General features: G+C 53.9%; 13 protein-coding genes. 1 reads left to right on the top strand and 12 read right to left on the bottom strand.

Annotation, left to right across the window (positions count from 1 at the left end; translation table 11 throughout):
* Nucleotides 1-122 precede the first annotated feature (122 nt).
* The 7 genes from U8U68_RS06825 to rsmH all read right to left on the bottom strand — a co-directional run bounded on the left by U8U68_RS06825 (nt 123) and on the right by rsmH (nt 8,910).
* Nucleotides 123-971 (bottom strand): GNAT family N-acetyltransferase, encoded by an 849-nt coding sequence (locus U8U68_RS06825; protein WP_322200085.1) that lies wholly within the window; start codon nt 969-971, stop codon nt 123-125.
* A gap of 3 nt (nt 972-974) precedes the next feature.
* Nucleotides 975-2,099 (bottom strand): undecaprenyldiphospho-muramoylpentapeptide beta-N-acetylglucosaminyltransferase, encoded by a 1,125-nt coding sequence (gene murG / locus U8U68_RS06820; RefSeq protein WP_322200084.1) that lies wholly within the window; start codon nt 2,097-2,099, stop codon nt 975-977.
* Between the two features lie 377 nt (nt 2,100-2,476).
* Nucleotides 2,477-3,748 (bottom strand): FtsW/RodA/SpoVE family cell cycle protein, encoded by a 1,272-nt coding sequence (locus tag U8U68_RS06815; RefSeq protein ID WP_322200083.1) that lies wholly within the window; start codon nt 3,746-3,748, stop codon nt 2,477-2,479.
* Between the two features lie 95 nt (nt 3,749-3,843).
* Complete coding sequence (gene mraY, locus U8U68_RS06810) at nt 3,844-4,848, bottom strand: phospho-N-acetylmuramoyl-pentapeptide-transferase (protein ID WP_322200082.1); 1,005 nt, start codon at nt 4,846-4,848, stop codon at nt 3,844-3,846.
* 92 nt (nt 4,849-4,940) lie between these two features.
* Nucleotides 4,941-7,241, bottom strand: a complete 2,301-nt coding sequence (locus U8U68_RS06805) for a penicillin-binding transpeptidase domain-containing protein (RefSeq protein ID WP_322200081.1) — start codon at nt 7,239-7,241, stop codon at nt 4,941-4,943.
* A gap of 122 nt (nt 7,242-7,363) precedes the next feature.
* Nucleotides 7,364-7,888, bottom strand: a complete 525-nt coding sequence (locus tag U8U68_RS06800; protein WP_322200080.1) for a hypothetical protein — start codon at nt 7,886-7,888, stop codon at nt 7,364-7,366.
* Between the two features lie 95 nt (nt 7,889-7,983).
* Nucleotides 7,984-8,910, bottom strand: coding sequence for a 16S rRNA (cytosine(1402)-N(4))-methyltransferase RsmH (rsmH, locus tag U8U68_RS06795; protein WP_322200079.1), 927 nt, complete (start codon nt 8,908-8,910; stop codon nt 7,984-7,986).
* 54 nt (nt 8,911-8,964) lie between these two features.
* Here rsmH and U8U68_RS06790 point away from each other — a divergent pair, with 54 nt between their 5' ends.
* Nucleotides 8,965-9,249 carry a hypothetical protein gene (locus U8U68_RS06790; protein ID WP_322200078.1) on the top strand — a complete coding sequence of 95 codons (285 nt, stop codon included), beginning with the start codon at nt 8,965-8,967 and terminating at the stop codon, nt 9,247-9,249.
* Here the strand turns inward: U8U68_RS06790 and mraZ are convergent.
* The 5 genes from mraZ to rsmD all read right to left on the bottom strand — a co-directional run bounded on the left by mraZ (nt 9,246) and on the right by rsmD (nt 12,236).
* Nucleotides 9,246-9,665, bottom strand: a complete 420-nt coding sequence (gene mraZ / locus U8U68_RS06785) for a division/cell wall cluster transcriptional repressor MraZ (RefSeq protein WP_322200077.1) — start codon at nt 9,663-9,665, stop codon at nt 9,246-9,248. The two genes, U8U68_RS06790 and mraZ, sit on opposite strands and share 4 nt — an antisense overlap.
* A gap of 307 nt (nt 9,666-9,972) precedes the next feature.
* The gene (locus tag U8U68_RS06780; RefSeq protein ID WP_322200076.1) at nt 9,973-10,452 is read right to left on the bottom strand and encodes an ATP synthase subunit B family protein; all 480 of its coding nucleotides are present in this window, start codon (nt 10,450-10,452) and stop codon (nt 9,973-9,975) included.
* 31 nt (nt 10,453-10,483) lie between these two features.
* Complete coding sequence (gene coaD, locus U8U68_RS06775) at nt 10,484-10,978, bottom strand: pantetheine-phosphate adenylyltransferase (protein WP_322200203.1); 495 nt, start codon at nt 10,976-10,978, stop codon at nt 10,484-10,486.
* A 47-nt stretch (nt 10,979-11,025) separates the two neighbouring features.
* Entirely contained in the window at nt 11,026-11,688 is a 663-nt protein-coding gene (locus U8U68_RS06770; RefSeq protein ID WP_322200075.1) for a class I SAM-dependent methyltransferase, read from the bottom strand.
* The gene (rsmD, locus tag U8U68_RS06765; RefSeq protein WP_322200074.1) at nt 11,685-12,236 is read right to left on the bottom strand and encodes a 16S rRNA (guanine(966)-N(2))-methyltransferase RsmD; all 552 of its coding nucleotides are present in this window, start codon (nt 12,234-12,236) and stop codon (nt 11,685-11,687) included. Before rsmD ends, U8U68_RS06770 begins: the two co-directional genes overlap by 4 nt.
* Nucleotides 12,237-12,289: the final 53 nt, after the last annotated feature.

The raw sequence follows: 12,289 nt of genomic DNA, 5'->3' as shown, positions 1-12,289 counted from the left end.
TTTATGAAGTGTTTTTATTTGTGTGCATTCCGTCATCTCTAATTAGGCGGTGGCCAGGGGCTTCTGGTCCACCTGCCCAGGCTAGTTTCTCTTTTAGGCGGCTCTATCCGCTCTCTATGGCTTCACTGGTTCCGTAAAAGCTCTAAGTTCTCTTCTTTGTGGAAGAAAGCCTGCTCTAGGGCAGTGTACTCTTCTGGCGTACAACGCGCTTTACACAAATTTTCTCCCTCTCGAGACTTCTCCAGCACAGCTTCCAGCCTGTTGCATGGAAAATCCCGGCAGGCGGCACAGTACTCCACTCCTTGAGCGGCGGTGCAGCCCTTTAAATTGTAAGTACATTCTTTTTGAGCCGCGCAGCCCTTGCACTGTATCTCCTCAGGTGGCAGTACCCGATCCCGCCATCCAATCTTATGCCAGAGCTTCGCTACAGCATGCAGTTCCTCCTGGCTGTGGGCTTGATACCGGGGACAGACCGCACAGTTATCGCCACACAGGGAAATTTTCTGTTCTGGCGCGACGCGCGGTATATCATGCCTATAGAGCCGGGCCGGGCCCTCCTTGTCATGGACCGTACAGAAGAATTCCCAGCCGTAGCGCTCATAAAAGGACGTATGGTCTGTGACCAGGTAAAGAGTTCTCACTCCTGCCTGGGCCATGTCCTGACAAACAAAGTGTAGTAGTGCCCCGGCAATTCCCCGGCAGCGGTAGGACTCGTCCACATATACGGCGCACACGTTAGGGGTCAAATCCGGCCGGTCATGAAAATCGTTTTCAATAACGCCCAGGCCGCCCACAATCCGGTCTCCATCCATAGCCACATACCATCCGGGCACCGGGCCGGAACCCGCCAGCATCCTCTCCATACTCTGCCGGTAGCTTTCCTCTGGAATGCCAAAGCAATGCTGAAACCAAAAGGCGGCCTGGTGGACCAGCTCAGGATGCTCCTTAATTTTTACCAAACTGTACTTCATTGGTTACTCCTTCTGCTTTACAGCGGCCTTAATCACCCGGTAGATGCGTTCGCTGGCATCAATGATCTCCATTTTTCCCGCGTTCTCTCCTAAAGACCGCAGTCGGTCCCGGTCGGAAAGGATTTTTTCCACCTTTTTCCATAAGGCCTCGCCGGTCAGGTCCTTCTCTTCAATAATCTCCGCCGCTCCCCGGCGTACCAACGCCATAGCATTGTGAAACTGGTGGTTCTCCGCCACGTTAGGCGAGGGGATTAGGATGGACGCCTTGGCCTTTGCCTCAATCTCCGTCAAGGTCATAGCCCCGGCCCGACCGATCACCAAATCCGCGGCGGAAAGGCATTGGGGCATATTGTCAATGTACTCCAACAGGCGGATCTGAGGGTTCTCTTCCGCTGCCAGGCCAAATTCTCGAACTTCTGTCAAAAAGTTCTCATCGTGCTGGCCATAGCCGTGGATATGCTGGTACTTCTTCTCCTTGGCACTCTGAGCCAGCATGTAAGCGGCGGCTCGGTTTAGGGCGCTGGCCCCCAGACTGCCCCCAAAGCTGAGCACCAGCGGGCGGCTGTCTAGCCCCAAAGCGTTACGGGAAGCTTCCCGCTGGGCAGCCAGTACCTCGCCCCGCACCGGGTTGCCGGTAACCGTACAATTTACCGAAGGGTCTAGGTACTGTTTGGCATCGGGCACAGCCAGCATCACGGTCTTGACCAGCTTTGAGAGCATCTTGGTGGTTATCCCCGGGTAGGCGTTGGACTCATGGATAACACAGGGTATCCCCATCTTTGCCGCCTCTCGGATCACCGGGCCACTGACATACCCTCCTGTTCCCACACAAACATCGGGGGCGAACTGCTGGATGATCTTTTTTGTTTCAGCCGTGGCAGTAAAGATGCGCCCCACCGTCTGAAAATTACGGACAATATTTTTGGGGGTTAACTTGCGCTGAAAGCCAGAAATGGTGATAAAGGCCATGTCATACCCAGCCTTTTTCACCAGGCGCTCCTCCATGCCGCCCCGGTTGCCCACATAGAGAATCTCTACATCAGCCTCCTTTTTTTGCAGATACCCCGCCACAGCCAGGGCGGGGTTGATGTGTCCGGCGGTACCGCCGCCAGTAAATAGAACTCTCATCGACTTATCCTCTCCTAAATCGCTTGCGAACCGTTTTGCTCTATGTCCGCGATGTTAGGGCCTTAGCCCCAACACCCGCGTTTAAGGCAGTACCGTACAAAGACTGTGCGCGAGTTGCGCGGTCCATTTTTCGTCAGCGGTGTACAAGCGTTGACGAAGCCAACTCCAGAGAACGCTGATCATCAGACCATGTATGGTTTTGCGATTCTGACAAGCGAAAGCCGCGCACAGTAGACCGGTTGTACTTATGATGGAAAACGTGCCAGCAATTCGTGTGCAAAGCCTTTGTGCGATGTTGCCTTAAGGAACTTTTTAAAAAGCTCCTTAACTTTCTCAAAAATTTTCCTGTTTCTCTTTAGTAGCTGGGTGCTTATCCTCTAGGTCTTTTCTACATTGGAGCTCCGGGAGATATTCAGCAGAATGCCCATTTGCCCCAAGAGCATCATCAACGACGTGCCTCCCGAGCTGAAAAAGGGCAGACTGATGCCTGTATTAGGGATGGTATTGGTGACTACGCAGATATTCAGCACCGCCTGCAAGCCCACCTGAAAGGTGATCCCCAGCCCCAGCATGGTACCGAAGCGGTCCTTAGCGTTCAGCGAGATATACACCCCCCGCCACACCAAAAGGGCAAATAGTAACATAATTACCAGCGCCCCCACCAGGCCCAGTTCTTCGCAAACCACAGCGAAAATAAAGTCATTGTAGGGCATGGGCAGGTACAAGTACTTTTGGCGGGACTGTCCCAGCCCTACCCCCAGCAGCCCTCCTGAACCAATGGCGTACAGGGACTGGCGGGTCTGCCAGGTGTCATCGGGGTCGCCTTCAAAGGGATTCAGCCATACAGCAATGCGGTTCATCTGGTACACGCCGCCCTCACCGCTCTCGTCCTTGCCGCCAAAGCTCAGGTAGGCTAGCAGCAGAAGGACCAGCACCGCGCCGCCAATGATAAACCACCGGGGCTTGGTGCCGCCAATGAACATCATAATGGCCCCCAGCGCCAGTACGATCAAGGTGCCGGACATATGGTTCTCCAAAAAGATTAAAGCGGCAAACAGCCCCAACACCCCCACAAAAGGCAGCACCCCGTAACGGAAAGTGCCCATCTTTTCGGCGTAGATGGAGATCATGTGGGCAAAGAGCAGAATCAGCGCGAATTTGGCAATCTCCGAGGGCTGAAACTGTACCCCCAGGTTCAGCCAGCGGTAGGCCACGCCCTCTGGCGGGGCGATTTGCTTAACATGCAACAGCGGGCCAAATACCAATACCATAACCAGCAGTACCACCGTAACACCCGCTACGGGCAGGGCCAGCTTATGAAAGCGGTGGTAGTCGAAAAGAGAAATCAACAGCATAGCTACCACCCCAAAGGCCGCGAAAGCCCCCTGGCGGGAGATATAGAAGTAACTGTCGCCCTGGCTGTAGTAGCTGACCGCGTAGCTGGCGGAGAAGAGCATCACCAGTCCCACGGCCAGCAGAACCATAACAAACACAAAAAGGGGCATATCCAGCCCATTGCCTAAGCTGAACAGGGCATACTTCATCTTTCGGCGGCGCCGCTTTCTTTTTTCCGGCTGAGCGGCAGGGGTCCTGGGGGCCCGCCGGGGCGGCTGGTCCAGCCCCCGGGCAGTCCGGCCTACTGCTGGCATAGGCAATCAACTCCTTTCAATACTATGGATATTCTGTGCAAGCAGTTTGAAATTCCTCCAAACTCCAGTATTTTCCTGTTTTATAACATGGTTCCCTACACCCCGAACAGTACGCAGGCCACGGCTACGGCTCCACCCAGCAGGGTAACCAGGCAGAACACACCACAAATCTTTACCTCGCTCCACCCGCACATCTCAAAGTGGTGGTGGATTGGCGACATCTTAAACAAGCGCTTGCCGTGGGTGGCCTTAAAATAACTTACCTGCAACACAACCGACAAAATTTCCGCCCAGTAAATCAGCCCCAAAGGCAGCAGAAGCACCGGCATGTCAATGCCAAAGGCCAGGGCCCCCACCATGCCGCCCAAAAACAGGGAGCCCGTATCACCCATAAAGACCTTGGCTGGGTGGAAGTTCCAGATGAGAAAGCCGATGCATGCCGCAGCCGCGGCCACACCCATTACCGAAAGCCCTGTCATGGACAGAATCCCCGCGCACATAGCCAGGGCAATGAACACCACCAGGCTGACGCTAGTGTTCAGACCATCCACGCCGTCTGTAAAATTCACCGCGTTAGTCAGGCCCACAATGAGAATAGCCGCCAAAGGATAATAGGCCAACCCTAAGTCGATCTGCCCAATAAAGGGCAGAATGGTAGTGGTTCCGCCCCCAGCCAGGTAAATAGCCAGCAGATAGGCTCCTGCCACTAAAAACTGCAAGACCAATTTTTGCTTTTCTGTCAGCCCTAGGTTGCGTTTTTTGGTAATACCGATATAGTCGTCCATAAAGCCAATGGCCCCATAGCCCAGGGCCATACCCAAGCCCGCAAAGACCTTGGCGCTCATTAGCCCGCCCTCGCCCTTTGTGCAGCCATAGTACACCGGAATGCAGGAACACACCGCCGCCGCAATACCCAAAATAAACATGATTCCGCCCATGGTGGGGGTTCCCTGCTTTTTTTTGTGCCAGCTAGGTCCGATCTCTCGAATGGTCTGGCCAAACTTCAGCTTGTGTAAAAAAGGGATAAGCCACCAGCCCAGCACAGCCGTGACCGCAAAGGCCACCAGCGCGGCCAAAAAGTATAAGAAACTGTTGTTCATTTGCAACCCTCTCTTTTCCTGTTGAACGATTCCTTTTGCGCTTTTACATTTCAGTTCTAAAAAATTTGGCCCGGCTTTTGGCTGCCGCCTTACTAGTCCGGCAGATCCGTTACATAGGTCTCGGTGTTCAACTCCGCCGCAAAGGTTAGGGAAATAACGGTTCCCTGCTTCACCTTTTCACCAGGCTCCACCCCCTGCAAAGAAACCACCGCGCCATCCTCTGTCACACCGTTTACGCTGATTTGCAGGCCCTGTACGTGTGCAAGATAACTGGCGTTTACAAAATCATAGCCCAAGAAGTCCGGGACCTCTACCAGGGCCTCATCCATACCATAGCCCTGGGTGTACAGCACCACCATACCGTCTTTCGGCACGGTAGATCCGCTTTCCGGAATCTGCTCTACCACTTTGTTTTCCCAGTCCTCTCCATTGCCCACAATGTCATAGCCAAGCCCCTGCTCCTCCAGCTTCTTCTGGGCTTCGGCAATGGTAAGGCCCACCACAGAGGGTGTGACCATATCCAGCCGGTCGTATTCATCCTCTGTATATTTCACTTCGATTCCCAGATAGGGCAGCGCTTCCTGCATAATGGCGGAGAAGATGGGGCCCGCCACCGCGTTTCCACCATAGGACTTTGTATGGTCCGGCTCGTCAAAGAAAACCAGCAGCGCATATTGAGGGTTTTCCGCTGGGGCAAAGCCGCAGTAGGAGGCTATGTACTCCATTTCCGCCACATATTCCGGGTCGTCCGCGTGCTTTGCTTTATCCTCATAGAATTTAGCCACTTTTTCTGAAGTTCCGGTCTTTCCACAAATGCGGTAACCAGACACATATCCGCCCTTAGCCGTGCCCGAGGCCGCGTTCTGCTGCAAAATGCTGATCATAGTCTGAGAGGTCTCCTCAGAGATTACCTGGCGGCGGTAACTGGTGTCCGCTGTTTTCACAATGTTCCCATTGCCGTCTACAATTCTGTCCACTACATGGGGCCGCACCAGGTTGCCCCCGTTAGCCACCGCCGCGCAGGCGCTGATCATCTGGATTGGCGTAATACTAAAGTTCTGTCCAAAGCATTCTGTGGCCAACTCAATCGGCAGCATGGTATCCGCTGGATGGTACAGGCTATCCGCTTCGCCGGGCAAATCAATACCGGTTTCGTCTGTAAACCCAAATGCCTCCCGGTATTTGCAAAACCTATCCACCCCCAGCAAATCACCAATATGCATGAACCAAGGGTTGCAGGAGTTACATACGCCCTCCCGGAATGTTGTAGTGCCGTGGCCGGACCGCTGCCAGCAGTGGATCGGATCCTTAACTCCCTCCAGCTTCTCGCCGCCGGTACAGGTATACTGGCTGTTTTCAGTGATCTCTCCCTCTTCCAGCGCCATGGAGCCGGTGCACATTTTGAACACACTGCCCGGGTAGTAGGTATCGGACACCGCTTTGTTCCGCCATTGCAGGTTCAGGGCGTTAGACTCCGCTTTATCCTTCTCATCTCCGTCGGGCATGGCGGCAATCTCTGTCAGCAGCTTTTGGTCCTGGATGGTAAAGGGATCATTTGGGTCAAAGCTGGGGTTGGTAGCCAGGCCAATGATCCCTCCGGTGTTTACATCCATCATAATGGCTACCGCGCCGGCCGCCACATTGTTTCGCTCAATGCCTTGGGCCAGGTACTTTTCCAGAATGCTCTGTACCGTCTCATCTATAGTAAGCACCAGGTCATGTCCGTTTTCTGCCTCCACCACCTGCTCATACTCAAAGGGCATATCAGTGCCCCACCCATTTTTCGCGGCAATCAGTCGTCCGGCGCTGCCGCTAAGCTCGGCTTCATACTCGCTTTCCAGGCCGCCCAGACCCTGGTTGTCAGAACCGGTAAAACCCAGCACATTAGAGGCCACCGTACCGTATGGATAGTACCGTTTATAGTCATCGATAAGCCGGACGCCGTTGTCAATCTTATTCTTCCGCTTAAAGTCATTGATCTTATCCCGTATGTCTGTCTCGACTTTCCGCTTGATCACCGTATAATAGGAGCTCTTATCGCCGGTTTTCTCGTACAGTTCGGCCTCATCCAACTCCAGAATAGAGGCTAGCCCCGAGGCCACCGTATGCCGTAAGGCTTCATCCCCCGCCAAATAGGCGGGCTCCAGCACCACGGTCCACACACTGGCGCTCTGTGCCAGCACTTTTCCGGTAGCATCATAGATAGAGCCCCGCATGGCGGGCAAGGTGGTGTTCATTAAGCTTTGTTCCAATGCCTTGGCGCGCATTTCCTCCCCCCGGAGAATCTGCCAGTTAAACAGGCTGGCCGCTGCCGCCCCAAACCCCAGAATTATCAAAGCCGCTGTAATTCCCAGCGCTTTTCTTCTAATTTTTTCCGTAGTCCCCTTTGCCATCGGACAAACTCCTTTCCATCATGGGTAGTCCCCATTATGTATTGAACAAAATGAGGGCCAAAAACCCGCCTTGGCCCTCTCTATTTCCTCCATTCTATTTTATTCCTGGCTAGCGCCGCTTATTACCCGGCCAGCCAAGACCTTATCATCGCAAAAAATTGGTCAATGGGAGACCCCCCCTCTATGTCCTGCACTACAGTGCCTTTATCCTGAGATGCCACGTGTAGGTATGTAACCTGTGCGCCGGTCATTTTACTCATGCCCAACTGCTGCATGGCGTACTCTTCCACCTGCGCCTCGGTCATTTTTTGCGCCGCCTGCATGTTCAGCTGAATCTCCAGGCTTTCTGCCTCGGCTAAAGAGTTTTTTGTGTTATTGATCTGTTCGGTCAACTCGGTTAGCTGCACCTCGCTATACACAGCACTGATTGCCGTGGCAAAAATGACCGCAAAGCAAATAGCGGCCGCTGCCATACGAAGAAAGCCGCGCTGATGCTTTGGACTTTGCTGCGGTTGTTCTGGCAGCTCCACCACATTATCAGGACGTTGTTCCGGTTGTTCCTGTATTTTAGGCTCTAAAATGGGTGCTACGCTCCCCATTCTCTCCTCAAAAAGAGAAAAATCATATGCTTCCGTCTGGCGTGCCATCAGTCTGCCTCCCCCTGCCGGTCCCATTGACCGGCGCTTTTCCGCATCCTACGGCTTACAAAGCCGCCCCGCCGTTCACTCGCCCCAAATACCCGTTAGTTCTTTTCAAACACTCTTAACCGCGCGCTTCGAGAACGCGGGTTTTCTGCCACCTCTTCTTTTGAAGGGGCCACGCCCTTTTTATAGACCAGCTTTCCCTCTGGTTTACGCCCACAGACGCACACTGGAAAGTCCTTTGGACATACACACCCCTGGCACCAGGCGGCCATCTGCCGCTTAACGATCCGGTCCTCCAGAGAATGGAAGGTAATCACCGCTAGCCTTCCCCCGGGCTTTAACAGCCTAAAGGCCGCTTCCAACCCCTCCTGAAGCCGCTCCAGTTCGCCGTTCACTGCGATGCGCAGGGCCTGAAAGGTCTTTCTGGCCGGATGTCCCTCGGCCCGCCGCACCGCAGCCGGAACAGAGCTCTTTACAATTTCCGCCAGCTGGGCCGTGCTGATAATAGGCGTCTCTTCCCTGGCCCGACAAATGCCCGCCGCAATGCGCCCAGCACTTTTGTCCTCGCCATAGCGAAAAATAATATCCGCCAGCGCCTCCTGGGGCAGCGTATTCACCAGCTGCGCCGCCGTTTGCCCCTCCTGGGACATCCGCATATCCAGCGGCGCGTCATGGTGGTAGGAAAACCCCCGCTCCACCGCGTCCAGCTGGTGGGAGGAAACGCCAATATCTAACAACACCCCGTCCACAGCGCTCATGCCGTTTTCCTTTGCCAATTGGGCCATGTCGCTAAAGTTTCCTCGAACCACCCTGCTGTTGGGAAAAGCCTTCAGCCGTTGGCCTGCGGCCTCTACCGCGTCTGGATCCTGGTCAATGGACAACAGCTGGCCAGTGACCAACTGTTCCAAAATAGCTTGGGAGTGTCCCCCACCGCCGGCGGTTCCATCAATATAAAAGCCATCCGGGCGGATATTTAGGGCCTGAATGGTCTCGCAAAACAATACCGGGATGTGTTCAAATCCCATAAACGCCACCCGCCCCCAAGACGAGGCTCTTCCTTTCCTTCCCAGTTGTGGGAAATGATTGGCCAACTTCAAATGTTGTTGGTTACGGTAGTTGACATAAAACCATTGCTCCTGTACAATATAGAAACACAAGATTCCCTTCCGAATCAAGGGCTTTTGGCCTTCCTTCTTGGCTGCCGCCCTTGGGCGGCAGCGGAAAACGTAATGCTTTGCCTTTCCCCACTGGCAATTTCCCCCCCTAAAGTCTTTACCACCTTGAAAGAAGCGGGCAGAACCTTTTTCTTTCAGGGAAGTTTCCTGATTATTTCAAACGCCGGTTCGCTTTTTAGAAGTTTCTAAAAGCCCAGCAAATTCATGCTCTCTTCAATGTCCGCGTCAGTCTGCTGTGCGCAATAAGCCTCCCAGCGGGCAGTATCCCATATCTCGGCCCGCACTGCCGCGCCAATGACGGTTACATCCTTTTCCAGCCCCGCATGGGCCCGTAAGCTTGGTGGAATCAAAATACGTCCCTGTTTATCCGGCTCCACCTCTGCCGCGCCGGAAAAAAAATAGCGTTGAATGCCTTTGCCCTGTGCCAAAGGCATGGCCGCCACCTTTTCCATCAGCTTGTCCCACTGAGCATTGGAAAGAACAAACAGGCAGCCATCCAAGCCCTTGCAGACATAAAACTTATCCCCCAAATCCTCACGGAACTTAGAGGGCACCGTCACCCGGCCTTTGGGGTCCATATTGTGCCGATGCTCACCTGTCAGCATAGCGCCTGTTTCCTTTCCGGCGCCATGCGCCCTTAGTCCGGCACAGCCTATCTTCCGCACTTTGCCGCCCGGTTGATACTGAGTGCCCCAACGTGGCACTTTTACCCACTTCACCCCACTTGGTACCACTATTATAGCTTATTCCCCATCTAAAAGCAACCGCTAAATCTTGCGTAAAGCCGCTCTTTTCCAGGGCCGAAGGCATGTTCGACCCTATCTGGAGAGAACAAAAATTCCCTTCGCTATATCTTGCGAAGGGAAAAAACGTTTCAGTATAGAATTGTGGGTTTAAAACAAGTTACAGGTCTTACATTTGTGCATTTCGCTGTGAAGCCTTAATATTTTGCCGGGTCTTGCGCAATTCGTTCAAGCTTTCCGAAAGAGACTCATCGGTACGGCGCATTAGGTCGTCCACATATTCGTTGCTGGCCTTGCGCATCTCTTTAAACTTCGCCTGGGCCTGGCCCAGCATTTCGTTGGCCTTTGCCTGGGCCAGACGCACAATCTCCTCCTGCATCACCAGAGACTTGGCCCGTTCCTCCGCCGCGCGCACGATAGAGTCCGCCTCTCGGTGGGCCTCGGCAAGAATCTGTCCATGGTCCGCCACAATGGCCTTAGCTTGGCCTATCTCCTGGGGAAACACATCTCGAATATCATCCAGAATTGCCCGAATCTCTTCACTATCCACCAGTACTTTCCCAGAGGAAAGAGGCATTTTCCACCCCTTATCCAGCACGTCATACATTTCGTCAATAAGGTCCTCAATCGTCGCTTGATTATTGCTCATAATAACCCGTTCCTTTCCGCTTGCTTGAAGCTTATTCTCCCCGCTGGCACAGCCGGCCCCGAATTGTCCCTAAAATGCACTCTGGCACAAAATGGGAGATGTCTCCCCCAAAGCCTGCCACCTGCTTTACCATGCTGGAGCTTAAAAACATATACTCCGCACTGGTAGAGAGGAACATGGTCTCCAGCTGGGGATTTAGCTTTTTATTGGTCAAGGCCTGCTGAAACTCATACTCAAAATCTGTCAACGCCCGTAGGCCCTTTACCACCACTACGGCTCCCTTTTGGCGGGCATAGTCGGCTAAAAGCCCTTCTACCCGGTCGGCCTCCACATTGCGCAGGCCCTGCTGGGCACAGACCTTTTGGAGCATTTCAATACGCTCTTCCACTGAAAATGAGTAGCGTTTGTCCGGATTCACCGGCACCGCCACAATAATTCGGTCAAAAATCTTTGCTGCCCGGCTGATAATATCCAGGTGTCCAAGGGTCACTGGGTCAAAACTCCCCGGGCAAATGGCGGTTTTCATGTGCTCTCCCATGGGCGGCACTCCTTTATTATGAGATAAAATTTCTGTTATATGAGTTCTTTCCACGCCCGCAGCGTATGGGTGGCCTGCCAACTGCCCAGTTCTTCCACACAAGAAAAACCCGCCGCCAGCAGAGCCTCTTTTTCATGCGCAACCGTCAGCGGGGTGTCAAAATGATAAAGAACCCCTTTGGCAGCCCCCTGTTCCGCTTTTAAAGCAGCCAGCCGGCCAAAAAGTTCCTCCTCTTCTTCCTGGGTCTGGGCAAAATAATCTGTCAGCAGGAAGCTCCCGCCTGGCCTAAGGGCCTGGCATATGCCGCTATACAGCGTCTCCTTTTCAGCGGCGGTAAAGTGATGCAGGGACTCTACCGATACCGCTCCATCAAAGCTTTCTGTGCCCAAAGGGACATCAAAATAGGAGCCGCAGATCAGTTCCAGATCCTTATCCGGAAACTTATGCCGCAGCCTGTCCAGCATCGCCCAAGACAGATCAATTCCTGTCACCCGGGCGGCAGGATTCTTTTGAAAATAATATTCCAGCTCCAGGCCGGTGCCACAGCCCAAGTCCAGCACCCTGCACCCAGGCTCTCTGGGCAGCTGGCTGGCAGTAAAGGGATAAAACTCCCTTGCCCCAGCAATATTTCCCAGCATATGGGCGTCATAGCCTTCCAAGCGCTTGGCGAAAAACGCGCTCATTTCTTCTAAGCTCAAGCGCCCGCCTCCTCTCTTGCCCGGTAGACCGTCAGGGAAGTCTTGCCATAGCGGTAAATCTTTTGCTTTACAAAAGCCCCGGCCCGCTCCGGCAGCGCCTCTCTATCTCCATGCTCACACACGATCACCCCGCCTGGCGCCATAACTTCGGCAGTTAGGGCCAGGGCTCGATCCATCAGGCCGGCATGATAGGGCGGGTCGATAAAGGCAATATCAAAGCGCCCCCGTTCGCCCCGGAAGAAACCCTCAAAGTCTCCACACACCACCTTGGCCTGGGCGGTAAAGCCCGTGGCAGACACATTCTTTTCAATGACACGCACCGACTCTCGGGCACTGTCTACAAACACAGCCTCTCTAGCTCCCCGGCTCAAGGCTTCCAGGCCAATCTGCCCAGAGCCAGCAAAGAGGTCTAGAAACCGGCGCCCCTCAATGCCAAACTGCAAAATATTGAACAGCGACTCCTTCACCATATTGGTGGTGGGCCGCACCTGTTCCCCCTCTAGGGTCAAAAGCTTCTTTCCCCGCCGGACGCCTGTGATAATGCGCATGGGCTCTCCTTTTCGAGTATATTGGTTGAACTGGGTCCGCTGGAAACAGCCAG

Source organism: Acutalibacter intestini, assembly GCF_034334985.1.
GTDB lineage: Bacteria > Bacillota > Clostridia > Oscillospirales > Acutalibacteraceae > Acutalibacter > Acutalibacter intestini.
The sequence above is the reverse complement of the archived record's forward strand: the minus strand, read 5'-3'. Positions and strand labels throughout refer to the sequence as shown.